Source organism: Streptomyces solicavernae, from assembly GCF_029968095.1.
Lineage (GTDB): Bacteria > Actinomycetota > Actinomycetes > Streptomycetales > Streptomycetaceae > Streptomyces > Streptomyces solicavernae.
The window spans coordinates 231,815-256,826 of record NZ_JASCIR010000005.1 but is presented as its reverse complement, the minus strand read 5'-3'; the positions used below and the strand labels follow the sequence as shown (position 1 = coordinate 256,826).

Sequence of the window (25,012 nt, the reverse complement as noted above, 5' to 3'; positions counted from 1 at the left end):
GCGACGGTCGCAGGTCTTCGCGACGGGGCCCAGGTGTCCCGGGACAGGGCGAGGGACACGGACAGGGACGGATCCGGCAGCGAGGCGCACATGGATCGCCCCGCCCCGCAGCGCCCGAGGGTGCGTACGGAGCGGGGCGGGGAGCATTACTTCGGGTCGGTGAAGGCCGGCGGGTCCTTGTACTCGGAGCCGGACTTGCCGAGGGTGGCCTCGAAGGCCTTCTTGTAGTCGCCGTTGTCGATGTGCGCGGTGAGGGCGTCCGCGACGGCCTTCTGCAGCGCCTTGTCGCCCTTCTTCAGGCCGATGCCGTACGGCTCGTCCGAGAACGTCTCACCGACGACCTTGAGCTTGCCCTCGTTCTGCGCGGCGTAGCCCATCAGGATCGCGTCGTCGGTGGTGACGGCGTCGACCTGCTTCTGCAGGAGCTGGGCCACGCACTCGGAGTACTTGGACAGCTCGGTCACCTCGGCGCCGTACTTGGGCTTCTTGATGTTCTGCAGCGGCGTGGAGCCGACGATCGAGCAGACCTTCTTGCCGCGCACGGTCTCGGGGCCCTTGATCTCCTTCTCGTCCTTGCGGACCAGGAGGGAGGCGCCGGCCTGGAAGTACGGGCCGACGAAGTCGACCTGCTTCTTGCGCTCCTCGTTGATCGTGTACGTGCCGATCATCAGGTCGACGTCGCCCTTGGCTACGGTGGTCTCGCGGGCGCCGGAGTCGACCGTCTTCCACTCGATCTGCTTCGGGGAGAAGCCGAGGTCCGCCGCGACCATCTTGGCGATCTCGATGTCGAAGCCGGAGCGCTCCTTGGTCGACTGGTCCTCGAAGCCGAGGTACGGCTGGTCGGCCTTGGCGCCGATGATCAGCTTGCCGCGCTTCTTGGCCGCCTTGAAGACCGGGGAGTCGACCTCGACGTTCTTCTTCACCTCGTACGAGAGGGCCTTGGTGTCCGAGGTGTCCGGACCCTTCGGCTTGTCGCCGGCGGAGCCCTGCTTGCCGCCACAGGCGGTGGCCGTCAGGGCGAGCGCGGCCACGACGGCCGCGGTGGCTGCGGACTTGCGAAGCTTCATGGTGCACATCCTTCGTGTCGTCAGGTGCTGAGAAGACGTGTGCGGACGGGGGCCGTCCAGGCGGAGGGCCCGGCGCAGGGACGTCTGCGGGTGCGGCGGGCCTGGAACCCGGGCGCCCGCGGGGCCGTCAGTGGTGCAGGATCTTCGACAGGAAGTCCTTGGCCCGGTCGCTGCGCGGGTTGTTGAAGAACTCGTCGGGCGTGGCCTGTTCGACGATGCGGCCGTCGGCCATGAAGACCACGCGGTTCGCGGCGGAGCGGGCGAAGCCCATCTCGTGGGTGACCACGATCATCGTCATGCCGTCCCGGGCGAGCTGCTGCATCACCTCAAGCACCTCGTTGATCATTTCCGGGTCGAGCGCCGAGGTCGGCTCGTCGAAGAGCATGACCTTCGGGTCCATCGCCAGGGCACGCGCGATGGCGACGCGCTGCTGCTGGCCGCCGGAGAGCTGCGCCGGGTACTTGTCGGCCTGGGTGCCGACGCCGACGCGGTCGAGCAGGGCGCGCGCCTTCTGCGCGGCCGCCGCCTTCTCCACCTTGCGGACCTTGACCTGGCCCAGCATCACGTTCTCTAGCACCGTCTTGTGCGCGAAGAGGTTGAAGGACTGGAAGACCATGCCGACGTCGGCGCGCAGCCTGGCCAGTTCCTTGCCCTCCTGGGGCAGCGGCTTGCCGTCGATGGTGATGGTTCCGGACTCGACGGTCTCCAGGCGGTTGATCGCGCGGCACAGCGTGGACTTGCCGGAACCGGACGGCCCGATGACGACGACGACCTCGCCCGCGGCGATGGTCAGGTCGATGTCCTGGAGCACGTGCAGCGCGCCGAAGTGCTTGTTGACATTCTTCAGCGCGACCAGCTCGTCCGCCGCGGGCGCGGCGTCCTTGGTCACTGATACTTCGGCCATGGGGGTTCTGGCTCCATCCTCCTCGGTTGAGGAGGACAGTAGTAATGCCGTACGACCAGCGTCATTACATCTGAGGGGAAATTGAGCATAACGATCCGGCCGCAACCGGACACTCCGCGTGAACGGGACGCCACGGCTTCGCCCCGCTCCGTACCGGCTGCATAACGGAACCCGGCCGTGACCCGAACAGCCTTGACGGGGCGCGCGTTCATCGGCGTGACTGCCTTGGTGCGTCGCGCGGGCGCGCGCATGCAGCGCGCCTGCCTCCTGCGGGGCGCGCGCGGACCACGCACGCAGAGTCCCTGAACCCGCCGAACGAAGAGTGAACCGAAGGGAGCCGGAATGCGGCTGTTGCTCGTCGAGGACGACGATCATGTCGCCGCCGCGCTCTCCGCGGTGCTCGCCCGGCACGGATTCGAGGTCGTGCACGCACGGAACGGCGAGGAGGCGCTGCGGGCGCTGCTCCCGCCGGAGGGGAACGATCCCGATAAGCCCGGAAGGTCAGCCAAGTCCGGCTTCGGGGTGGTATTGCTGGACCTCGGCCTGCCCGACCAGGACGGCTACGAGGTCTGCGGCAAGATCCGCAAGCGCACCGCGACCCCCGTCATCATGGTCACCGCCCGCTCCGACGTCCGCTCCCGCATACACGGCCTGAACCTCGGCGCCGACGACTACGTGGTCAAGCCGTACGACACCGGCGAGCTGCTCGCCAGGATCCACGCCGTCAGCCGGCGCACCGTGCCCGAGGAGGCCACCGGGACCGGCGAGGACTCGCTGCACCTCGGCCCCGTACGCATCGAACTGCCCACCCGGCAGGTGAGCGTGGCCGGGCGGAGCGTCCAGCTGACCCGCAAGGAGTTCGACCTGCTCGCGCTGCTCGCGCAGCGGCCCGGCGTGGTGTTCCGCCGGGAGCAGATCATCAGCGAGGTGTGGCGCACGAGTTGGGAGGGCACCGGCCGGACCCTGGAGGTCCATGTGGCCTCGCTCCGCTCCAAGCTGCGCAGCCCCGCGCTGATCGAGACGGTGCGCGGAGTCGGCTACCGCCTCGTCGCCCCGACCCAGGGCTAGGCCGCCCCGTGCGGACCCGTCTTCTCCCGCTGCTCATCGTCCTCATGGCGGGTGTGCTGCTCGCGCTCGGCTTCCCGCTGGCGGTCAGCATCGCCGCGGCCCAGCAGCAGAAGGTCGTCATCGACCGTATCGACGACACCGCCCGCTTCGCCGGACTCGCGCAGTACGTCACCGAGCGCCCGTCCGGATCGCGGCGGGTGCACAAGGACGAGCGGCTGGTCACGCTGGAGCAGCAGTTGACCCGGTACCACGACGTGTACGGCATCAGGGCCGGCGTCTTCTACCGCGACGGCGACGTCATGGCCACCGCCGACAACTTCCAGGTGCCGGAGGGCGGCGAGGGCGACGAGGCGTTCCGGGAGGCGCTCACCGGGCGCGGCAGCCACGACCCGAAGCAGGTCTGGCCCTGGCAGGACCGTCGCCTGTACGTGGCGTCCTCGGTGATCCGGGACGGGGACGTCGTCGCGGTCGTCGTCACCGACTCGCCCACCGGCACGATGCGCTCGGAGACGCTGCGCGGCTGGTGGGTCATCATCGCGGGCGAGGCCGCGGCGATGCTGCTCGCGATCGGCGCGGCGCTGCGGCTCACCGGCTGGGTCCTGAAGCCGGTACGGGTCCTCGACGCGACGACGCACGACATCGCCACCGGACGCCTGAAGTCCCGGGTCGCGGAGGCCGGCGGACCGCCCGAACTGCGGCGCCTCGCCCGGTCGTTCAACGAGATGGCCGACCACGTGGAGGACGTCCTCGAACAGCAGCGGGCGTTCGTCGCGGACGCCTCGCACCAGCTGCGCAACCCGCTCGCCGCGCTGCTCCTGCGCATCGAACTGCTCGCGCTCGAACTCCCGGACGGCAACGAGGAGATCGCGTCCGTACGCACCGAGGGCAAGCGGCTGGCGCAGGTCCTGGACGACCTCCTCGGCCTGGCGCTCGCCGAGCACGCGCCCGCGGATCTGAGGCTCACCGACATCGGGGAGCTGGCGGCCGAACGGGTCGACGCATGGCGGCCGTTGGCGGCGGGTCGCGGGGTGGAGCTGCGCTGCGAGGGCCTGTCGGCGGCGACCGCGTGGGCCGACCCGGTGGCGCTCTCCAGCGCCCTTGACGCGGTGGTCGACAACGCCCTGAAGTTCACGCCGGCGGGCGAGGCGGTCACGGTCACCGTGGCGTCGAACGGCGAGTCCGCGACGGTGGTCGTGGCCGACGCGGGGCCCGGGCTGACGGAGGACGAGCTGGAGCGGATCGGGGACCGGTTCTGGCGCAGCGGGCGGCATCAGAATGTGCAGGGGTCGGGCCTTGGGCTGTCCATCACGCGGGCGTTGCTGGCGGCGGGCGGGGGGTCCATCGCGTACGCACCGAATGAGCCGCGCGGGCTGCGGGTGACGGTGACGGTGCCGCGCACCGGTGGGTAACTGGGGCTCCGCCCCCGGACCCCCGCTCCGCAAACGCCGGAGAGGCTGAGATTCAGCCCCTCCGGCGAGGGAAACTCAGCAAACGAACCTGAGTGTCACCAGCTCGAACGGCCGCAAGGACAAGGCCACTTGACCGCCGTCGACCTCGTACGCCGGTGCCTCCGCGAGGGGGCGTTCCAACAAGTCCGTCGCTGCGACCGAAGTCGAAGGGAACCCGAGCCGCAAGCGGGCCCGGGCGCGCCCACCGCCCGCCTCGTACAGCCGCACCACCACATCCCCCGACCCGTCATCCGCCAGCTTGACCGCGCTGACCACCACCGAGTCGAGGTCCACCGACACCAGCGGCTCGACCGGCGCCGAGCCGGGCACCCGGCGTTCCGGGAGATTGATCGCGTACCCCTCGCGGACCGCGTCCGTGACCGTCGCGCCCGGGGCGAGCGCGTAGCGGAAGCGGTGGACGCCCTGGTCGGTGTGCGGGTCGGGGAAGCGCGGGGCGCGCAGGAGGGAGAGCCGGACCGTGGTGGTCGTGCCCGCCCCGGAAGCCGCCGGGCGGACCGTCCGCGTCACGTCGTGGCCGTACGTCGAGTCGTTGACCAGGGCCACGCCCCAGTCGGGCTCCGCCACGTGCACGAAGCGGTGGTTGCACGCCTCGAACTTGGCCGCGTCCCAGCTGGTGTTGGTGTGCGTGGGGCGGTAGAGGTGCCCGAACTGCGTCTCCGCCGCGTACCGCTCCGCGTGCACATCCAGCGGAAAGGCCGCCTTGAGGAACTTCTCCGTCTCGCGCCAGTCGACCTCGGTGTCGATGTCCAGGCGCTTCGCGCCGGGCGGCAGCGTCAGGGTCTGCGTGACCCGGCTCGCGCCGAAGCCGCGCGTCACCGTGACCGAACCGCCGCCGCCGTCCACTGTGAGGGAGTCGACCTGCGTCAGGTCCGTGACCACGTTCCGGTAGAACGCGTCGACGTCCCAGGCGTCCCACATGTTCGGGAAGTCCGGGTGGAGCTGCAGCAGGTTGGCCGCCCCGCCCGGCGCGACCGTCTCGCGGTCGGCCGCGATGTCGTACGCCGACACGACCAGTCCGCGCCCGTCGATCTCGACCCGCAGCAGACCGTTGTCCAGGACGTGCCCGCCGTCCGGGCGGGCGCTCACGGTGACCTGGCCGGTCTGCTCGCGAGGGCCCGCCGCGCCGGAGGCCACCCCGCCGCGCGCGTGCGCCGCCGCGTTGAAGACCAGCTCGGTGTCGCCGTCCCCGGCCAGCGCGCGCTGGGCCGCCTCGACGATCCCGGTCAGCTCGTCGGCGACCGCCGCGTACGTCTGCTCCGCCTCGCGGTGCACCCAGGCGATGGATGAGCCGGGCAGGATGTCGTGGAACTGGTGGAGGAGGACTGTCTTCCAGATGCGGTCCAACTGCTCGTAGGGGTAAACGAATGTGGTGCGGACGGACGCCGTCGCCGCCCACAGCTCCGCCTCGCGCAGCAGGTGCTCGCTGCGGCGGTTGCCCTGCTTGGTCCTGGCCTGGCTGGTGAGCGTGGCGCGGTGCAGCTCCAGGTACAGCTCGCCGACCCAGACCGGCGGATCCGGGTACTCCGCCTCCGCTTTGGCGAAGAACTCGGCCGGCTTCTCCCACTCGACGGTTGCCGAGCCTTCGAGCGACCTCAGACGGCGGGACTTGGCGATCATCTCGCGGGTCGTGCCGCCCCCGCCGTCCCCCCAGCCGGTCGGCGCGAGCGAGTGCTTCGCGACGCCCTTGTCCCTGAAGTTCCGTGCCGCGTGGGCGATCTCGCGGCCCAGCATGGAGCAGTTGTACGTGTCGACGGGCGGGAAGTGCGTGAAGATCCGGGTGCCGTCGATGCCCTCCCAGTGGAACGTGTGGTGCGGGAACTTGTTGATCTGCGACCAGGAGATCTTCTGGGTGAGCAGCCACTTGGCACCGGCCGCCTTGATGATCTGCGGCAGCCCGGCGGCGAAGCCGAAGGTGTCGGGGAGCCACGCCTCGTCGTTCTCGACGCCGAACTCCTCGATGAAGAACCGCTTGCCGTGCACGAACTGCCGGGCCATCGCCTCCGAACCCGGCATGTTCGTGTCCGACTCCACCCACATGCCGCCGGCCGGTACGAAGCGGCCCTCGGCGACGGCCTTCTTGACTTTCGCATAGACCTCCGGCCGGTGTTCCTTGATCCAGGCGAACTGCTGGGCCTGGGACATGGCGAAGACGAACTCCTCCTCGGTCTCCAGGAGATTCGTCATATTCGACGTCGTACGCGCGACCTTGCGGACCGTCTCGCGCAGCGGCCACAGCCACGCCGAGTCGATGTGGGCGTGGCCGACCGCGCTGATGCGGTGGGCTGAGGCGTCAGCGGGCGACGCCAGGACGTCCAGGAGGTGCGAACGGGCGGCGGCCGCGGTGCCGTTCACATCCTGGAGGTCGATCGCATCCAGACAACGGCCGACCGCGCGCAGGAGTTCCCAGCGCCGCGCGTTCTCGACCGGCAGCTCCTGCATCAGCTCGCCGACGACCTCCAGGTCCTGGACCAGCTCCCACACCTCCGCGTCGAAGACCGCGAGGTCCATCCGCGTCAGGACGTACTGCGGCTCGTCCCCCGCCGTCTCCCGGTCGCCGAGGTCGGTGGGACGGAACGGGTCGTCGCCAAGCAGCACCGGGTTGGACGCCGCCTCAAGCCGCCACTCGACGCTCTCGCCGCCCGCCACCGGGGCGCCGACGCGCACCCACTGGTTGCGCGGGTTGACCGCCTTCACCGGCTCGCCGTCCGGCGTGTAGACCAGCGCCTCGCACTGGAAGCCGGGCATCCGCTCGTCGAAGCCCAGGTCGAGCACCGCCTCCACGGTCCTCCCGGCCCACTCGGCGGGGACTTCGCCCATCACCCGGAACCAGGTCGTCGCCCACGGAGCCCCCCACCGCGTGCCGACCTCCACCGGCGTGTGCGGGGCCGCCAGGCCCTCGGCCACCGGCACCGGCTCACCGGGTGCGACCCAGGCCTCGACCGTGAGCGGCACCGACTCGGGGTACACGGCGGGACGGATGCGCTCGTCGAGCACACGCTTGAGGCGGGCCTCCACGAGGGCGCGGTCGTCATGCATGAGGGGCTCCGTATCTGTGCTTCAGCTGAGCTTCGGCTGCTCTTCGGCTGCTTTTCGGCTGCTTTTCGGCTGCTCTTCGGACGTACAGGTAGGCGTTACCAGGGGTGGGTGACGGCAATCGGCTCCGAGGGTGTGAAGAGCTCGCCCACCGCACGCAGTTCAAAGGTCACGGCCTTCTCGCCCGGCTCGGCCGCGAGGCCCTTCACATACGCGGCCCGCGCGCAGGTGCCCGTGAGGAAGCGGCGCGTGCCGTCGGGCAGGACGCGGTGCAGCTCGTAGTGGCGCGGGGCGGTGGGCGACGGCCGCCAGGACAGGCGGAACTGTCCATCGCCGGACGACTTGTCGACCCGTAGACCCGAGGGCGCCGCGATCTGCTCCTCCGCGTCCCGCACCGCCAGCGCGCCGAGCCGCCACCGCACGGGCCCGGAGGCGGTGAGCCGTACCGCCAGGCCGTGAACCGTGCCGCTGCCGCCGAGCGAGGCGAGCCGCACCTCCGCCTCGGACCAGCCCCCGGCGCCTGCCTTCCCCACGGGCAGGAACGCGTACGCCTGCGGATCCCCGGCCTGGTCCGGCTCCCGCAGGGCCACGCCGAGCTCGACGCGCACCGGCCCGCCGGAGACCACGCGCTGCGCGAGCCGGACGACCGTGGCGGTGCTCAACGGCAGCCGGACGGCGTGCAGTTCCACGGTGACGGGCGCGTCCGGGGCGCCGTCGACGAGCAGGCTGGAGCCGCCGCGCCAGGCATCCGCGAAGTCCAGGGCGACCTGCGGGCGGGCGCCCTCGGTGCGGACCACCCAGCGGCGTCCGGGGAGCCGGTCCTGCAGGCCGAGCTGGTTCCAGGCGGCGTCCGAACGGACCCGGCCGTCCTCGTACCACTTGAGGCCGTGGCCGGTGTTGAACGCGCAGGCGAACGGCAGATCCGTCACGGTCGAGCGGTCGGCGACGGCGGACGCGGGGGCGCGCCAACTGCCGCCCGGGCGGGCCGGGTCGAGGGACTCGCCGGTCCAGAAGCGGTCGTCGGCGGCGTGGAACTGCCCGGGCGTGCGGCCCTCGGGCAGATGGCCCAGGGTCCACTCGGGCCGGTAGAAGCCGTACGACACGACCGGGTCGGCGCCGGCGGGCAGGACAGCGTCCCAGTCCACGGGGGTGTGCAGGCCCTCGGACTCGACGTCGACGCCCGCCCACAGCTCGTACCGGCCGCGGTCCAGGTCCTGGGCGAGCCGCGCGGAGGCGGCGAGCTTCGCGGTGTTCCAGTCGAAGTTGACGAACATCGTGTCCGAGGCGAGGAAGAAGTCCTGGTTGGCGGCGTTCAGCTCGTTCTGCCAGTCGACGGAGCCGTTCGCCGTCATCGCGTCGTACCAGGTGACACGCAGCCCGTGCGGTGCGCCGAGCCGCTTCAACTCCTCTACGAAGGCGAGCATATGAGCGCCGAGTTCCGGATCCCCGCCGTCGGTCTCCGCGTTCACGAACCAGCCGTCGAAGCCGTACGCGGTCGCGACCTGCACCAGCTTCTCGGCGACCGGGAAGCCGCCCCGCGCGTCCCGCTGCACCAGGTCGCGGGTCCACCGCAGCTGACCGCCGTACGCGGCCGGCGGCAGGAAGACGTTGCCGAGGACCGGGACGCCGTTGCGGTGGGCGGCGTCCACGACCGGGGCGTTCGGGGCGAGCACGATGCCCTCGCCGGAGGAGCCGCCCCAGAACACCAGCTCGTCGAGGTACGCCCAGTGGGTCAGGGCGTAGTGGTCGGCGGTGGCGGCGCCCTGCGACGGGTTGCCCGCGGTCGGGTGGAACGACACCAGGGAGGCGATCCGGGCCCGGTCGGCGCGCGCCGAGGCGTTCACCGGGACCGGGGTGAAACGTTCCGCGAGCGGCGTGGTGGAGCGGTTGAACGCCAGGTCCGGGTCGCCCTCCGGCGTCCAGCCGAGCAGGGAGCGCCAGACGACACCCTCGCCCGGGGTGCCGGACGGGAGCGAGTCGGGGAACCAGTAGGACGCGTACGGCTGCAGGTCGTCGTCCTGCGCCGGGGCGGCCGTCGCCCGGGTCGCGGGGGTGAGCAGGGCCGCGGCAGCGGCGGCCGGGGTCAGGACGACGGTGCGGCGCGTGGGGTGATGGGTCACGGCTGTCGGGCTCCTCGGTGGGGAGGGTCAGTCGACCTCTTCGGGGGTGACCGTCGCGGTGATGCCGCGCGCGGCCAGATGGTCCTTGTCGTACGCGGACTCGGCGAGGACCACGGCGGGCCGTACGCCCTGCGCGGTCAGCGCGGCCCAGGCCTCGAAGAACGCACCGCCGGGCGCGCACACCGAACGGTCGGGCGCGGTCACCGGGCCGGTGTCCAGGACGAGTGCGGTCGTACGGGGAGCGGGCCGGTGCGCCCGGCCGCGCCACTCCTCGACGATCCCGGCGATGGCCTTGCCCGCCGGTTTCACGGCGCGGTCGTTCGTCAACAGGCCGAGCGAATACTCCAGTTCGGGGAAGTCGGCCAGCTCGCGCGAGACGTCGTGCGAGCACCACCAGGTGACGCCCCACACGTGCGCGCAGTCCAGGGCGTTCGCGACCGTCGCCTCGGTGAAGCGCGCGGCGTGCCCGGCCGGGATGTGCGGCGCGGGCGCCCCGACCTCCTGCAGCCACACCGGCCGCCGCGGGTCGGTGTGCCAGGCCCTGGCCAGCTCGATCAGGTACGCGGCGTGGTGCTCGGTGGCGGTGCCGGTGCGGCCGTGGCGCTGCGCGGTGCCGTTGAACACCCAGGAGTGCACGGCCGTCGCGGCGCCGAGCCGGGCGGCCTGGGCGGGCGTGAAGGGGTGGCCGTCCTGGTACCAGGCGGCGTCGTACTCGGCGTGCAGATGGAACCCGCCGGGCGCCCCCGCCTCGCACGCGGCCAGCATCCGCTCCAGCCACGCCGCTGCCTGCTCGTGCGTGATGCGGTCCGGGTCGGGGTGCGGGTCGTACGAGAACTGGTTGATCTCGTTGCCGACGGTCATGCCGAGGAAGTTCGGCCGGTCGGCGAGCGCGGCGGCGAGGGTCCGCAGGTACTCCTCCTGCCCGGCGACGACCTCCTCGTCCGTGAACAGGTTCCGCCGGTGCCAGGTCCGGGTCCAGGCGGGCAGGAAGTCGAAGCTGGACAGGTGGCCCTGGAGCCCGTCGACGTTCACGTCGAGCCCGCGCTCGGCGGCCGCGTCGGCCAGCGCGACCAGCTGCTCGACGGCGCGGGGGCGGATCAGGGCGCGGTTCGGCTGGAACAGCGGCCAGAGCGGGAAGACGCGGATGTGGTCGAGCCCGAGCTGCGCGATCGAGTCGAGGTCGGCCCGTACGGCGTCCAGATCGAAGTCGAGCCAGTGGTGGAACCAGCCGCGTGTGGGCGTGTAGTTGGCGCCGAAGCGGGGGGAGGTCACGTACGACATGGGGTCCAATCCCAGAGGGGCGATCGATGGTGCGGTGGACGACGGTGCGCTGAAATCGCCGAGCGGCTACCCCTTGACCGCCCCCTCGCCGACCCCCCGGAAGAAGAACCGCTGCAGGCACGCGAACATCACGATCAGCGGCAGCACGGCGATGATCGTGCCGGCCGCGACCAGGCGCTGGTCGTTCGCGAACGTGCCGTGCAGATAGTTCAGGCCGATGGTGAGGGTGAAGTTCGCCTGGTCGCTCAGCACGATCAGCGGCCACAGGAAGTCGTCCCAGGCCCCCATGAACGCGAAGATCGCGACGACCGCGAGCGTCCCCTTCACCGAGGGCAGCGCGATCCGCCAGAACCGCTGCCACGCGTCGGCGCCGTCCACGTACGCGGCCTCCTCGACCTCGTACGGCAGGTTGGCGAAGGCGTTCCGCATCAGCAGGACGTTCATCGCGCCGATGCAGCCGGGCAGCACCACGCCGATCAGGGTGTTGTTGAGCTGCAGCTCCCGCATCGTCATGAACTGGGCGATGATGATCGACTCGACCGGCACCAGCATCGCCGTCACAAAGACCACGAGCGCCGCCTTACGGCCCCCAAAGCGCATCCTGGCCAGGGCGTACCCGGCGAGCGCCGCGCCCGCGCAGTTGGTGAGGACGTTGGCCGTGGCCACCTTCAGGGAGTTCAGGGCGAAGTCCCAAACGGGGATGAGGTCGGCGACCTTCGCGTAGTTGCCGAGGGTGGGGTCGCCGGGCAGCAGCTTCGGCGGATAGCTGTAGAGGTCCTCGGTCGGTCCCTTCAGGGAGGTCGACAGCTGCCACAGGAACGGGCCGATCATCACGGCGAGGACCGCGAGGAGCAGCGCGTACCGCAGGACCCACTGCCATACCGGCAGCCGGCGTCCGCCCTGCCGCCGCGTTTCGCGCTGCTCGGCGATCCGTTCGCGGCGGCGTTCCGCGCGGCGCGTCGGGGGCTGTTCCGCGCGGCGCGCCGGGGGCCGAGGTGCGGTGATCGTCCTCATGCGTCCTCCTTGCGGCCCGCGCGCAGTACCAGGAGCATCAGGCCGAGGGTGATCACGAAGATCACCACGGAGATCGCCGAGGCGTACCCGACCCGCCCGCTGAGCCCGGTGCCGACCTGCTTGACCAGCATCACCAGCGTGGTGTCCGCGCCGCCGGGACCGCCGCCCGAGCCCGCCATCAGATAGACCTCGGAGAAGACCTTGAAGGCGCTGACCGAGGAGAGCGCGGCGACCAGCACCATCGTCGAGCGGACCGCAGGGACGGTCACGGTGAGGAAGCGGCGAACCGCCCCGGCGCCGTCCACGGAACAGGCCTCGTGCAGTTCGCGGGGCACGTTGGCGAGTGCCGCCAAGTAAATGATCATGTAGTAGCCGAGGCCCTTCCAGACCGTCACCAGCATCGCGCTGAGCAGCAGCAGCCACTGGTCGCTGAGGAACGGCACCTTGCCCACGCCGAGCGCCCCGAGCACGGAGTTGACGAGTCCGCGGTCGTCGAGCATCCACACCCAGATCAGGCCGACGACCACCACGGAGGCGACCACCGGCGTGTAGAACGCCGACCGGAAGAACGTGATGCCCGGCAACTGCCGCTGTACGAGCAGCGCGAGCAGCAGCGGCAGCACCACCAGGAGCGGCACGACGCCCAGGACGTACAGGACGCTATTGCGCAGCCCCGTCCAGAACATGTCGTCGTGGATCAGCTCCTGGTAGTTGGCGCCGCCCACGTACCGGCCGTCGACCAGCGTCCGCCGGTCGGTGAAGGAGTGGATCACCGTCGAGACGAACGGGTAGAGAGAGAAGCCGCCGACGATCAGGAGACCGGGGGCGAGGAACAGCCAGGGGCTGGTGGGGAGGTGGGCGCGGATCGGGCGGGTGGGATTCGTGGAGAGGGGGCGTTTCGTGGGGTGGGTGGGTTTCAAGGAGCGGGTGGGTTTCGTGGAGAGGGTGTGTTTCGTGGGGTGGGTGGGTTTCAAGGAGCGGGTGGGTTTCATGTGCGGTACGTCCCGGCGCCTCAGCCCGCGGCCTTCAGCAGGCGGTTGCACTCCGCGGCGGCGTCCGCGAGCGCCTGCCGCGGGGACTTGTCGCCCTGCATGGCCTTGGCGACCTCATTGCGCAGGACTGTCTTCATCTGGTCGCTGAACAGCACCGGCGTGTAATTCACCGCGGTCTTCAGGGACTTGGCCGCCGCGACCCGCACCCGCGTCTCGTCCGTGCCGTCCTCCTCGGTGAAGAACGGGTCGTCGAGACTGCCTTTCGTGGACGGGAAGACGGTGACCTCGTGCGCGAACTCCATCTGGTTCTCGGCGTTGGTCACGAAGTGCGCGAACGCGACGGCCGCAGGCTTGACGTCGCTCTGCGCGTTCACCATGACGCCCTGGACGTACATGTTGTCCTTGCCGGTGTTGGTGACGGCGGGCGTGATGCCGATGTTCTTGTAGAGGCTCGGCGCCTCCTTCTTGAATTTGCCCAGGTCGAGGGCGCTGCCCGGGTTCATGGCGATGGACTGCTGCTGGAACTTCCGGCCCGTCGCCTCGGCCTCGTTGGTCAGCGCCTGCGAATCGAGGGCGCCCGCACGGTACAACTCCTTGTATTCCTTGAGGAGTTCCACGCCCTTGGCGTCGTCGAAGGTGAACTCCGTGCCCTTCTCGTCCATGAGCGGTACGCCGTACCGGCCGAAGTCCTCGATCGCGGGGGCGTTGCCGAGCATCGCGATCCTCCCGTCGCTCTGCTCCGCCATCCTCTTGGCGTCGGCGAAGAGCTGGTCGTACGTCTTCGGCGGCTTCTCGGCGTCGAGGCCCGCTTCCTCGAAAAGCCTCTTGTTGTAGAACATCGGGCCGGTGTTCAGATACCAGGGGAAGGCGTACGTGCCCTCCATGCCCGGAATCCGATGGCTCTTCCAGGCGCCGTCGAGATATTCGTCCTCGTACTCGGCCGCCGCCTTGTCCAGGTCAAGGGCGAGGCCGGCCTTCGCGAGCGGGACGGCGAGGTCGGGGGAGACGTTCACGACGTCGGGCAGGGTGCCGCCGGCGGCGTCGGCGCTGAGCTTGTCCGCGTAGTTCTCGGCGGGCTGGTCGATCCACTCGACCTTCGTGCCCGGGTACTTCTTCTCGAAGTCGGCGATCAATCCCTCGAAGTACGGCTTGAAGTTGGTCCGCAGGTTCCAGGTCTGGAACCTGACCGTGCCCTCGACCTTGCCGGACGCGCTGTCCGGGGCGGATCCGTCGGGCGCCCCGCAGGCCGTCAGGGTGAGGGCGGCGCAGGCCGTGGCGATCGCGGTCGTGGTGGCGGCGCGGGGGGCTGTGCGGCGCCGCTCTCCTCGACGGTCTCCTCGGCTGGCCGATCGGCGCTCTCCTCGACGGTCTCCTCGGCTGGCCGATCGGCGCTCTCCTCGGCGGTCTGCTCGACGGGATATGCGCATGGCTTGCGGCTCCTCTGCTCGGACCGGAAACAACTCTGATGCGCGCAACCGAAGTTCTACTAATGCGGTTTAGCGGTGTCAATGGTTCTGGCTCGACCGCCGCTTCTTCACAGGCCGTTGACCGGTCTCAGGCTGGGCAGGGCTTGAGGACCTAATGCGGTTTAGCTTAAATAGCCCGTACACGCAGAGCCGCCCGAGGAGCACACAACATGACGCGTCGCCCCACCATCAAGGACATCGCGCGCCGTGCGGGGGTCTCGGAGAGCGCCGTCTCCTTCGCGCTCAACGGCAGGCCGGGCGTCTCGCAGGGCACCCGGGACCGCGTCCACCGCGTCGCCGAGCAGCTCGGCTGGCAGCCCAACAGCGCCGCCCGCGCCCTGTCCGGCGAACGCGCGGGCTGTGTCGGCCTGGTCCTCGCGCGGCCCGCACACACCCTGGGCGTCGAGTCGTTCTTCCTCCAACTCGTCTCCGGCGTACAGGAAGTGCTCGCCTCCCGGAAGGTGGCACTCCTGTTCCAGGTGGTCGAGGACATCGACGCCGAGTGCGCACTGCACCGCCGCTGGTGGGCCGAGAAGCGGGTCGACGGCGTCCTCGTCGTGGACCCGCGCGCGCACGACCCGCGGCCCGCGCTGCTCTCCTCGCTCGGCCTGCCGGCCGTCGTCATCGGCGCGCCCGCCGCCGGCGAGGAGGCCGCCGCCCTGTCCACGGTGTGGGCCGACGACTCCGCCGCGATGGCCTCCGTACTCGCGCATCTGCACGGGCTCGGCCACCGCCGCGTCGTGCATGTCGCCGGACTGCCGGGGCTCGCCCACACCGAGCGCCGGATCAGCTCCCTGCGCACCGAGGCCGCCCGGCTCGGCCTCGACGGGGCCCGCTCGGTGACCACCGACTACTCCGACGCGGAGGGCGCCGAGGCCACCCGGCGCATCCTCGACGGGCCCGAGCCGCCGACCGCGATCATCTACGACAACGACGTGATGGCCGTCGCCGGCGCCTCCGTCGCCGCCGAGCGCGGCATCGCCGTACCGGCCGAACTGTCCATCGTGGCCTGGGACGACTCAGCCCTGTGCCGGGTCACGCACCCCCGCCTGACGGCCCTCGTCCGGGACACCTCGGGTTTCGGACGGCTCGCCGCGCAGGAGCTCCTCGACCGACTCGACGGCGCGCCCGTCCGCGACATCCAGGCCGAACTCCCCCACCTGGAACCGAGGGAGAGCACGGGCCGCCGGCCGGGGTGAGGGCACCCGCGCCCGTGGCCCGCCCGTGGCTACGGCTTGACGGACCGGTAGTAGCGCCGAGCCCCCTCGTGCAGCGACAGCGGGTCGGTGTATATCGCCGTACGCAGGTCGACCAGCTGCGCGGCGTGCACCTTCGAGCCGATGTGATCGCGGCTGTCGATCACGGTACGGGTCAGCCGCTCGGCCAGCGCCGCGTCCGCCCGGTCCGTGGTGACCAGCAGATTGGCCACCGCGATCGTCGGCACCGCGGTGTTCTCGCGCATGTCCGGGTAGGCGTCGGCGGGCATCACCGCGGCCCGGTAGAAGCGCGAGGCGCCGCCCTGCCGGTGCAGCTCCTTGACGAGGTCGTCGAGGCGTACGAGGCGTATGTCCGCGCGCTCCGAAAGCTCCCGCACGATGGTCGTGGGCAGTCCGCCGGACCAGAAGAACGCGTCGATCTCCCCCTTCTCCAGCTGCTGCGGAGCCTTGTCTATGCCGCTGGGCCTGGCTTCCACGTCCTTCTCCGGGTCGAGCCCGGCCGCCTTCAGGACGCGCTCCGCGATCAGCCGTACGCCCGAGCCCTCCTGGCCGACGGCGACCCGCTTGCCGCGCAGGTCGGCGGCGCGCGTCACGGTCGAGTCGTGCTGCACGACCAGCTGGACGTAGTCGTCGTACAGCCGCGCGCAGCCGCGCAGCCGCTGCCAGCCGGGGCGCTTCTCCAGGCGGTACTTCTCCACCGCGTCGGCCGCCGCGATCGTGTAGTCGGCCCTGCCCGTGGCGACGCGCGCCACGTTCGTCTGCGAGCCCTCGCTCTGCTTGAGCTCGATGTCCAGGTCGGGCAGGTCGTCGGCGGCCGCCGCCTGCAGCAGTTGTCCGTACCGCTGGTAGACGCCCGATTCCACGCCCGTGCTGAACACCACCTTCCCGCCCGGCGACCCCTCGCCGAGCGGCAGCAGCCACCACACCAGCAGCCCGAAGACCACGAGGGCGGCCGCGGACCCCTGAAGGGCGCGGCGCCTGCTGATCCGGGAGAGTGCCTGCGACATGTCCGCGATCCTGCCAGCTGACCCCGCACGCCGACCAGAGTCCTCTGCTCTCAGCAGATCCGCGCGCTCCCGCCGGCCCGCCCGCCCGCTCGCCGTCCCGGTCCCGCGAGCGCACCCCTTACCCTGGTCGGGTGAGCGGTATCGAGGCAGCAGGTGGAGCAGTGGGCGATCTGAAGACGTACGAAGTGCGTACCTACGGGTGCCAGATGAACGTCCACGACTCGGAGCGGCTCTCCGGTCTGCTCGAGGACGCCGGGTACGTGAGGGCGCCCGAGGGCACCGCCGAGGGCGAGGCCGACGTCGTGGTGTTCAACACCTGCGCGGTGCGCGAGAACGCCGACAACCGGCTCTACGGCAACCTCGGCCGGCTCGCCCCGATGAAGACCAAGCGCCCGGGGATGCAGATCGCCGTCGGCGGCTGCCTCGCGCAGAAGGACCGCGAGACCATCGTCAAGAAGGCCCCCTGGGTCGACGTCGTCTTCGGCACGCACAACATCGGCAAGCTCCCCGTCCTCCTGGAGCGCGCCCGCGTCCAGGACGAGGCGCAGGTCGAGATCGCCGAGTCCCTGGAGGCCTTCCCGTCCACGCTGCCGACGCGGCGCGAGAGCGCGTACGCCGCCTGGGTGTCGATCTCCGTGGGCTGCAACAACACCTGCACCTTCTGCATCGTGCCCGCGCTGCGCGGCAAGGAGAAGGACCGCAGGACCGGCGACATCCTCGCCGAGATCGAGGCCCTGGTCGCCGAGGGCGTCTCCGAGATCACCCTGCTCGGCCAGAACGTCAACGCGTACGGCTCGGACATCGGCGACCGCGAGGCGTTCAGCAAGCTGCTCCGCGCGTGCGGGCAGATCGAGGGCCTGGAGCGGGTCCGCTTCACCTCCCCGCACCCGCGCGACTTCACCGACGACGTGATCGCGGCGATGGCCGAGACGCCGAACGTGATGCCCCAGCTGCACATGCCGCTGCAGTCCGGATCCGACCCGGTCCTCAAGGCGATGCGCCGCTCGTACCGCCAGGAGCGCTTCCTCGGCATCATCGAGAAGGTCCGCGCCGCCATGCCGGAAGCGGCGATCTCCACCGACATCATCGTGGGCTTCCCCGGCGAGACCGAGGAGGACTTCGAGCAGACCATGCACGTCGTCCGCGAGGCCCGCTTCGCGAACGCCTTCACCTTCCAGTACTCCAAGCGCCCGGGCACGCCCGCCGCCGAGATGGACGACCAGATCCCCAAGGAGGCCGTGCAGAAGCGGTACGAGCGACTGGTCGCCCTCCAGGACGAGATCTCCTGGTCGGAGAACAAGAAGCAGGTCGGCCGCACGCTGGAGCTGATGGTCGCCGAGGGCGAGGGCCGCAAGGACGGCACCACGCACCGCCTCTCCGGCCGCGCCCCCGACAACCGCCTGGTGCACTTCACCAAGCCGGACGCCGAGGTCCGCCCCGGCGACGTCGTCACGGTCGAGATCACCTACGCCGCCCCGCACCACCTGCTCGCCGAGGGCCCCGTCCTCGACGTGCGCCGCACGCGCGCGGGCGACGCCTGGGAGAAGCGCAACGCCGCCCCGGCCGCCAAGCCCGCGGGCGTGCTGCTGGGCCTGCCGACCATCGGCGCCCCCGCCCCGCAGGCCACCCCGGCCCCTTCGGGCTGCGGCTGCGACTGACGGGCCCGGGAGCCCCGCCGTCGTACGGACTGGTCTCCGGCATCCGTACGGACAGGTCTCCCGGTATGCGTACGAACCGGTCTCCCGGCATCCGTACGGACAGGTCTCCCGGTATGCGTACGAACCGGTCTCCCGGCATCCGTACGGACAGGTCTCCCGGTATGCGTACGAACCGGTCTCCCGGTAAGGGCGGCGGCACACCGCGCCAGCTACCCTGCCGATCATGCTCGTTGCCGCAGCCGTCTGCCCCTGTCCACCGCTCCTAGTGCCGGAGGTCGCCGCGGGCGCCGCCGGTGAACTGGCCGAGGCCCGTGCCGCCTGTGCCGACGCGGTCGCCGTACTGGCCGCCGCCCGTCCGGACCGGCTGATCGTCGTCGGCCCGGCCGAGCAGAGCCGACGCGGCACGCACCCGCAAGGCGCCCGCGGCAGCTTCCGCGGCTTCGGCGTGGACCTGGACGTCCACCTGGGGCCCGTCCGGGACGCCGACGCTCCCGTCGACCGGGAACTCCCGGCGTCCCTGGCCGTCGGGGCCTGGCTTCTGGAGCGCGCCGCCTGGTCGTCCGCGCCCGTCACCGGGCTCGGCGTGGGCGTGTCCCTGCCGACCGAGCGCTGCGTCGAGGCGGGACGCGAACTCGCCGCACAGGGCGCGCGTGTGGCCCTCCTCGTCATGGGCGACGCCAGCGCCTGCCGCACCCTCAAGGCCCCCGGCTACCTCGACGAACGCGCGGCCGCCTTCGACACCGAGGCCGCCCGCGCACTCGGCGCCGCCGACGTCGCCGCCCTGACGTCTCTCGACCCGGAACTCGCGTACGAGCTGAAGGCGGCGGGGCGCGCCCCCTGGCAGGTCCTCGCGGGCGCGGCCGAGGGCGCCGGTCTCACCGGAGAGCTCCTTTACGACGAAGCGCCTTACGGGGTGGGGTACTTGGCGGCCGCCTGGTCGTAAGGAGGGGCCGGAACTCTCAGCCCCTGGGAGGCGTGCCGGTGCCGTCCGGCCCCGGTGTGCCGTCGCCCGGCCCGCTGCCCGGACTGCTGCCCGGCCCGCTGCCCGGCCCGCTGCCCGGCCCGTCGCCCTTGTCGGCGAACTTGTGCAGGCCCTCCTTGGCCTTGCCCGTACCGGACTGGATCTTGTCGCTGTACTTGCCCTTGGTCCGCTGGTCGACCGTCCGCGCGACCTTGTCCAGGCCGTGGTCGATCCTGTCCCCGTGCTCCTTGGCGAGGCCCGCGGCCTTGTCCCTGGCCGGGGCGAGCCTGTCCTTCAGTTTGTTCAGGAAGCTCATGGGTTCACCTCTCACGCCATAACCGGCCCAACCCCTCCAAACTACCCGTACCGGTGAAAACGCGCGTAGGCCGGAGCGGCGGATTGCTTCGCCCGTGGAACCAGCACACGCGCGGGTTTGGGAGACTGGGGCGGTGAGCAGCGCAGCAACCACCCCCCGCGTCATCGCCGTCGTCGGCCCCACCGCGGCCGGCAAGTCCGATCTCGGCGTCTTCCTCGCCCAGCGACTGGGCGGCGAGGTCGTCAACGCCGACTCGATGCAGCTGTACCGGGGCATGGACATCGGCACCGCCAAGCTCACCCCCGAGGAGCGCGGCGGGATCCCGCACCATCTGCTCGACATCTGGGACGTCACGGTCGCGGCCAGCGTCGCCGAGTACCAGAAGCTCGCCCGCGCGGAGATCGACCGGCTGCTCGCCGCGGGCCGCTGGCCGGTCCTCGTCGGCGGCTCGGGGCTCTACGTCCGCGGCGCCGTCGATCAGTTGGAGTTCCCCGGCACCGACCCGGAGGTCCGCGCCGCCCTGGAGTACGAGCTGACCCTGCGCGGCTCCGGCGCCCTGCACGCGCGGCTCGCCGCCGCCGACCCGGAGGCCGCCCGGGCGATCCTGCCGAGCAACGGCCGCCGCATCGTCCGCGCCCTGGAGGTCATCGAGATCACCGGCCGCCCCTTCACCGCCAACCTCCCCGGCCACGACTCCGTCTACGACACCGTGCAGATCGGCGTCGACGTGGTGCGGCCCGAGCTGGACGAGCGGATCGCCGCGCGCGTCGACCGGATGTGGGCGGACGGCCTCGTCGACGAGGTGCGCACCCTTGAGGGCCAGGGCCTGCGCGAGGGGCGTACGGCCTCCCGCGCGCTCGGCTACCAGCAGGTGCTCGCGGCGCTCGCGGGGGAGTGCACCGAGGACGAGGCGCGCGCCGAGACGGTGCGCGCCACCAAGCGCTTCGCGCGCCGCCAGGACTCCTGGTTCCGCCGGGACCCGCGGGTGCACTGGCTCAGCGGCGCGTCCGCGGACCGCGGGGAACTCCCGGCCCGTGCCCTGGCGTTGGTCGAACGAGCGGTTACAGCCTGATCACGTGATGGCATCGGGACGCTCCGGCGGTCATCCAGGCTCCCGGGGGCGTGCCATCATCAAGCTTCGATCGAGCCAGTGGAGCCGAGTTGGGAGGGCGCGTGGCGATGGAGGCCGGCCCTCGCAACACCGCACACGGGGAACCGGGACAGCTCGGTTCCGACGGTCCTGACGCTGCCCGCACGCCCGTCGACGGTCCCCATGACCATGACCACGGTCCCCATGACGACGGTCCCCGTGATTACGGTCCCCATGACGACGGTCCCCGTGATTACGGTCCCCATGACGACGGTCCCCGTGACGACAGCCTCCGCACGACCCCGGACGGCGTCGTCGCGGACGGCCCCGACGAGCTGGACGAGCACGCACCGGACGGCCTGACCGGCTCCGAAGTCGAGGTCGAGCTGCGGCCCCGGCGCCTGCTGCGGATCTGGCAGATCGCCCCCGTCGTGATCCTCGCCGCCACCGGCTCCCTGATGTTCGCCTTCCCGCTCGCCTTCGAGTTCGGCGAGGGCGGCCCGGTCGTCGCGATGCTCGGGCTGCTGCTGTGCAGCTGCGCCGCGGGCTGGGGCACGATGGCCGCCCGCCGCGTCGGCTACACCTGGCCCGGCCTGCCCGCCCGCGGCTCCGGCCGCCGCCCCGACTGGCGCGTGATCGCCCTGTACGCCGTGGTCGTCGCCGGTCTCGCGGTGCTCGCCGTGTGGCGCGTGGCCCGGCTGCGCTGACCTGCGCGTACGGGTTCCGGCCTCGACGCCGTCCGTGCGCGCGAGCCCTCCGTCCGTACCCGCGGCGGAAGCGGAATGAGAGTTATCCACAGGCCGGGCGAGGGCTTGGTCCGGCAGGCCGTAACATCGAGGAATGAGCACGCGGACCGCCTTCCTCAAGGGCCACGGCACCGAGAACGACTTCGTGATCGTGCCCGACCCGGACAACGCCGTAGAGCTGACCCCCACGGCCGTCGCCGCGCTGTGCGACCGGCGCGCGGGGATCGGCGGGGACGGCCTGCTGCACGTCGTGCGCTCCGCCGCCCACCCCGAGGCCCGGCACCTGGCGGACGAGGCCGAGTGGTTCATGGACTACCGCAACGGCGACGGCTCCGTCGCCGAGATGTGCGGCAACGGCGTCCGCGTCTTCGCCCGCTATCTCCAGTACGCCGGTCACATCAAGGCCGGTGACCTCGCCGTCGCCACCCGGGGCGGGGTGAAGAAGGTGCACATCGCCAAGGCCGACGCGCACGGCGAGGGCGCCGTCACCGTCTCCATGGGCCGCGCCGAGCTCCCCGCCGAGCAGGCCACGGTCACCGTCGGCGAGCGCAGCTGGCCCACGGTGAACGTGAACATGGGCAACCCGCACGCCGTGGCTTTCGTGGCCGACCTGGCACACGCGGGGAACCTCTTCGCCGCCCCGCCCACCAGCCCCGCCACGGTCTACCCGGAGGGGGTGAACGTGGAGTTCGTGGTCGACCGGGGCCCCCGCCACGTCGCCATGCGCGTGCACGAGCGCGGCTCGGGGGAGACCCGCTCCTGCGGCACCGGCGCCTGCGCGGTCGCCGTGGCCGCCGCCCGGCGGGACGGCCTGAACCCGTCGGACACCGGCGAGCCCGCGACGTACACGGTGGATCTGCCCGGCGGCACCCTCGTGATCACCGAGCGGACCGACGGAGGGATCGAGATGACAGGACCAGCCGTGATCGTCGCCGAAGGCGAGATCACCGCCGAGTGGATCAAAACCCGAATTGCGTGAACGTTCGCTCGAATGGGTGATCCGTTTCACTCTGGGCGAGAGGGGGTGAGCGGGCCGTGATGGGCTCGATAGCATCAAGCACCGGCAACGGGGGGACCCGCCGCCCCGCCCCCGACCGCCGGTCGAGCTGCCGGAGGTTCCCATGAGTGCGGACGGATCGAGGACTGCGGCGCGTACCGCCCCGGACAGCGGCGAGGCCGTGCACGAGCACGTCACCGCGGAGCCGCCCACGCCCGCCCCGGCGGCCTCCACGCCCCCGGCGAACCCCCGCAGGCGCGGCCGCGCGCGCATCGACCTGCGCCGCCTCGGTCTGGCCGCCCTCCTCGGCTCGCCCTCCCGCGGCCGCCTCCCGGACGCGATCGGCCATGTGGCCGAAGCCCACCGCGCCCACCACCCCGAGGCCGACCTGGAGCCGCTGCGCCGGGCCTACCTCCTCGCCGAGTCCTCGCACCGCGGCCAGATGCGCAAGAGCGGCGAGCCCTACATCACGCACCCCCTCGCCGTGACCCTGATCCTCGCCGAACTCGGCGCCGAGACAACGACGTTGACGGCCTCGCTGCTCCACGACACCGTCGAGGACACCGAGGTGACACTCGATCAGGTACGCGAGGAGTTCGGCCAGGAGGTCTGCTTCATCGTCGACGGCGTCACCAAACTGGAGAAGGTGGACTACGGCGCGGCGGCCGAGCCGGAGACCTTCCGCAAGATGCTCGTCGCCACCGGCAACGACGTCCGCGTGATGTCCATCAAGCTCGCCGACCGCCTGCACAACATGCGCACGCTCGGCGTGATGCGCCCCGAGAAACAGGCCCGCATCGCCAAGGTCACCCGGGACGTCCTCATCCCGCTCGCCGAACGCCTCGGCGTCCAGGCCCTCAAGTCCGAGCTGGAGGACCTGGTCTTCGCGATCCTCCACCCCGAGGAGTACGCGCGGACCCGCACCCTCATCGCCGAGAACGCCGCCGCCGGAGACCCGCTCGGGGAGTTCGCCGAGGAGTTCCGCGGCGTGCTCCGCGAGGCCGGTATCGCCGCCGAAGTCCACATCAGGCCACGGCACTTCGTCTCCGTGCACCGCTCGCGCATCAAACGCGGCGAGCTGCGCGGCGCCGATTTCGGCCGCCTCCTGGTCCTCGTTACCGAGGACGCGGACTGCTACGGCGTCCTGGGCGAACTGCACACCTGCTTCACCCCGGTGATCTCCGAGTTCAAGGACTTCATCGCCACCCCGAAGTTCAACCTCTACCAATCGCTGCACACCGCGGTCACCCGCCGGGACGGCGAGGTCGCCGAAGTCCTCATCCGCACCCACCAGATGCACAAGGTCGCCGAGGCCGGAGTCGTCGCCCTCGGCAACCCCTACGACGCGGGCACGGGCACGGACGAGGACGGCGGCGAGGGCGAGCGCGTCGACCCCACCCGCCCCGGCTGGCTCTCCCGCCTCCTCGACTGGCAGCGCTCCGCCCCCGACCCGGACACCTTCTGGAGCTCGCTGCGCGAAGAGCTGTCCCAGGACCGCGAGATCACCGTCTACCGCACGGGTGGCGGCACGCTCAGCCTCCCGGCCGGCGCCAGCTGCGTCGACGCCGCCTACGCGCAGTACGGCGAGGAGGCCCACGCCTGCATCGGCGCCCGGGTCAACGGCCGCCTGGTGACGCTCAGTACGGTCCTGCGGGACGGCGACACCGTGCATGTGCTGCTCGCACCCGCCGAGACCGGCTCCGGCCCCGACGCGGAGTGGCTGGACCACACCCGTACGCCCGCCGCGCGCATCGCCATCGGGCGCTGGCTCAGCTCGCACCCCGAGGGCCCGGTGGTCGCGGCCGCCGCGCCCCGGCCGCAGCTCACCGTGGAGGCGATGCGTCCCGGCGCCGCCAACGCCGTGGTCGACCTGCCGAACGCCACGGTCCGTCTCGCCGGCTGCTGCACACCGGTCCCGCCCGACGCCGTCACCGGCTTCACCGTGCGCGGCGGCGCCGTCACCGTGCACCGCGCGGAGTGTCCGGCGGTCGAGCGGATGTCGGCCGCGGGGCGCGCGCCGGTCCCGGTGCACTGGGCACAGCCGGACGAGAGCGCCGAGTACCGGGTCACGCTGATCGCCGAGTCCTTCGGCCGCCCGCATCTGCTGGCCGACCTCACCGAGGCCATCGCCCTGGAGGGCGCCGCGATCATCTCGGCCACTGTCGAGCCCCCGGTCCAGGGCCGCGTCCGGCACTCGTACACGCTCCAACTCCCCGACGCCGCCCAGCTCCCCGGCCTGATGCGGGCCATGCGCAAGGTGCCCGGGGTGTACGACGTGGGGCGCGGCAAGGAGCCGGCGGCAGCCACGTCCTGAGCACGGCAGCCACGTCCCGAACGCGCCGGGCGCCTCCTGAGCACGGCAGCCACGTCCCGAACGCGCCGGGCGCCTCCTGAGCACGGCAGCCACGTCCCGAACGCGCCGGGCACCTCCTGAGCACGGCAGCCACCTCCTGAGCACGGCAGCCACGTCCTGAGCGCGCCGGGCGCCTCCTGAGCACGGCGGCCGCTTCCTGAGCGTCGTCGCCACCTGCCGAGCACGGCCGCCGCCTCCCGGCCGCGGCGGCCGATGGCGGAACACCTCGTTCGGGTGGGCCGGTCGCGCGTCG

Annotated in this window: 19 protein-coding genes; 9 read left to right on the top strand and 10 right to left on the bottom strand. The window is 71.6% G+C overall.

Annotated elements, in window-relative coordinates:
• Positions 1–146 precede the first annotated feature (146 nt).
• Positions 147–1,067, bottom strand: a complete 921-nt coding sequence (locus tag QIS99_RS09270; protein WP_282512255.1) for a glutamate ABC transporter substrate-binding protein — start codon at positions 1,065–1,067, stop codon at positions 147–149.
• A 127-nt stretch (positions 1,068–1,194) separates the two neighbouring features.
• Positions 1,195–1,971, bottom strand: a complete 777-nt coding sequence (locus QIS99_RS09265; protein ID WP_282512253.1) for an amino acid ABC transporter ATP-binding protein — start codon at positions 1,969–1,971, stop codon at positions 1,195–1,197.
• A 342-nt stretch (positions 1,972–2,313) separates the two neighbouring features.
• On the opposite strand from QIS99_RS09265, the gene QIS99_RS09260 reads away from it, so the two are divergent.
• Positions 2,314–3,039, top strand: a complete 726-nt coding sequence (locus QIS99_RS09260; RefSeq protein WP_282512251.1) for a response regulator transcription factor — start codon at positions 2,314–2,316, stop codon at positions 3,037–3,039.
• A gap of 8 nt (positions 3,040–3,047) precedes the next feature.
• Positions 3,048–4,448 carry a sensor histidine kinase gene (locus tag QIS99_RS09255; RefSeq protein WP_282512249.1) on the top strand — a complete coding sequence of 467 codons (1,401 nt, stop codon included), beginning with the start codon at positions 3,048–3,050 and terminating at the stop codon, positions 4,446–4,448.
• Between the two features lie 75 nt (positions 4,449–4,523).
• Here QIS99_RS09255 and QIS99_RS09250 read toward each other — a convergent pair whose 3' ends face one another.
• From QIS99_RS09250 to QIS99_RS09225, 6 genes are all read right to left on the bottom strand, one after another.
• Positions 4,524–7,544, bottom strand: coding sequence for an alpha-mannosidase (locus tag QIS99_RS09250; protein WP_282512247.1), 3,021 nt, complete (start codon positions 7,542–7,544; stop codon positions 4,524–4,526).
• Between the two features lie 95 nt (positions 7,545–7,639).
• Positions 7,640–9,661: an endo-beta-N-acetylglucosaminidase gene (locus tag QIS99_RS09245; RefSeq protein WP_282512245.1), complete on the bottom strand. Its 2,022-nt coding sequence runs from the start codon at positions 9,659–9,661 to the stop codon at positions 7,640–7,642.
• Between the two features lie 27 nt (positions 9,662–9,688).
• Positions 9,689–10,942, bottom strand: coding sequence for a glycoside hydrolase 5 family protein (locus tag QIS99_RS09240; protein WP_282512243.1), 1,254 nt, complete (start codon positions 10,940–10,942; stop codon positions 9,689–9,691).
• 66 nt (positions 10,943–11,008) lie between these two features.
• Positions 11,009–11,956 (bottom strand): carbohydrate ABC transporter permease, encoded by a 948-nt coding sequence (locus QIS99_RS09235; RefSeq protein WP_282512241.1) that lies wholly within the window; start codon positions 11,954–11,956, stop codon positions 11,009–11,011.
• Positions 11,953–12,948 carry a carbohydrate ABC transporter permease gene (locus QIS99_RS09230; RefSeq protein ID WP_282512239.1) on the bottom strand — a complete coding sequence of 332 codons (996 nt, stop codon included), beginning with the start codon at positions 12,946–12,948 and terminating at the stop codon, positions 11,953–11,955. Before QIS99_RS09230 ends, QIS99_RS09235 begins: the two co-directional genes overlap by 4 nt.
• A gap of 20 nt (positions 12,949–12,968) precedes the next feature.
• Positions 12,969–14,375 carry an ABC transporter substrate-binding protein gene (locus QIS99_RS09225; RefSeq protein ID WP_282512237.1) on the bottom strand — a complete coding sequence of 469 codons (1,407 nt, stop codon included), beginning with the start codon at positions 14,373–14,375 and terminating at the stop codon, positions 12,969–12,971.
• A gap of 209 nt (positions 14,376–14,584) precedes the next feature.
• Between QIS99_RS09225 and QIS99_RS09220 the strand changes: the two genes are divergently transcribed.
• Positions 14,585–15,613 carry a LacI family DNA-binding transcriptional regulator gene (locus tag QIS99_RS09220; protein WP_282512235.1) on the top strand — a complete coding sequence of 343 codons (1,029 nt, stop codon included), beginning with the start codon at positions 14,585–14,587 and terminating at the stop codon, positions 15,611–15,613.
• 29 nt (positions 15,614–15,642) lie between these two features.
• Here QIS99_RS09220 and QIS99_RS09215 read toward each other — a convergent pair whose 3' ends face one another.
• A complete protein-coding gene (locus QIS99_RS09215; protein WP_282512233.1) occupies positions 15,643–16,638 on the bottom strand; it encodes a TAXI family TRAP transporter solute-binding subunit in 996 nt (331 codons plus the stop codon).
• 140 nt (positions 16,639–16,778) lie between these two features.
• Here QIS99_RS09215 and miaB point away from each other — a divergent pair, with 140 nt between their 5' ends.
• Both miaB and QIS99_RS09205 read left to right on the top strand, forming a co-directional pair.
• Positions 16,779–18,296 (top strand): tRNA (N6-isopentenyl adenosine(37)-C2)-methylthiotransferase MiaB, encoded by a 1,518-nt coding sequence (miaB, locus tag QIS99_RS09210; protein ID WP_408909513.1) that lies wholly within the window; start codon positions 16,779–16,781, stop codon positions 18,294–18,296.
• 223 nt (positions 18,297–18,519) lie between these two features.
• Positions 18,520–19,239, top strand: coding sequence for a class III extradiol dioxygenase subunit B-like domain-containing protein (locus QIS99_RS09205; protein ID WP_282512231.1), 720 nt, complete (start codon positions 18,520–18,522; stop codon positions 19,237–19,239).
• Positions 19,240–19,255: 16 nt separating this feature from the next.
• Here QIS99_RS09205 and QIS99_RS09200 read toward each other — a convergent pair whose 3' ends face one another.
• A complete protein-coding gene (locus QIS99_RS09200; protein ID WP_282512230.1) occupies positions 19,256–19,573 on the bottom strand; it encodes an antitoxin in 318 nt (105 codons plus the stop codon).
• 133 nt (positions 19,574–19,706) lie between these two features.
• Between QIS99_RS09200 and miaA the strand changes: the two genes are divergently transcribed.
• The 4 genes from miaA to QIS99_RS09180 all read left to right on the top strand — a co-directional run bounded on the left by miaA (position 19,707) and on the right by QIS99_RS09180 (position 24,720).
• On the top strand, positions 19,707–20,645 hold the full coding sequence (miaA, locus tag QIS99_RS09195) for a tRNA (adenosine(37)-N6)-dimethylallyltransferase MiaA (RefSeq protein ID WP_282512228.1): 939 nt from the start codon (positions 19,707–19,709) through the stop codon (positions 20,643–20,645).
• Between the two features lie 101 nt (positions 20,646–20,746).
• Positions 20,747–21,370, top strand: a complete 624-nt coding sequence (locus tag QIS99_RS09190) for a hypothetical protein (protein ID WP_408909510.1) — start codon at positions 20,747–20,749, stop codon at positions 21,368–21,370.
• Positions 21,371–21,503: 133 nt separating this feature from the next.
• Positions 21,504–22,388, top strand: coding sequence for a diaminopimelate epimerase (gene dapF, locus QIS99_RS09185; protein ID WP_282512226.1), 885 nt, complete (start codon positions 21,504–21,506; stop codon positions 22,386–22,388).
• 142 nt (positions 22,389–22,530) lie between these two features.
• A complete protein-coding gene (locus tag QIS99_RS09180; protein WP_282512224.1) occupies positions 22,531–24,720 on the top strand; it encodes a RelA/SpoT family protein in 2,190 nt (729 codons plus the stop codon).
• Positions 24,721–25,012: the final 292 nt, after the last annotated feature.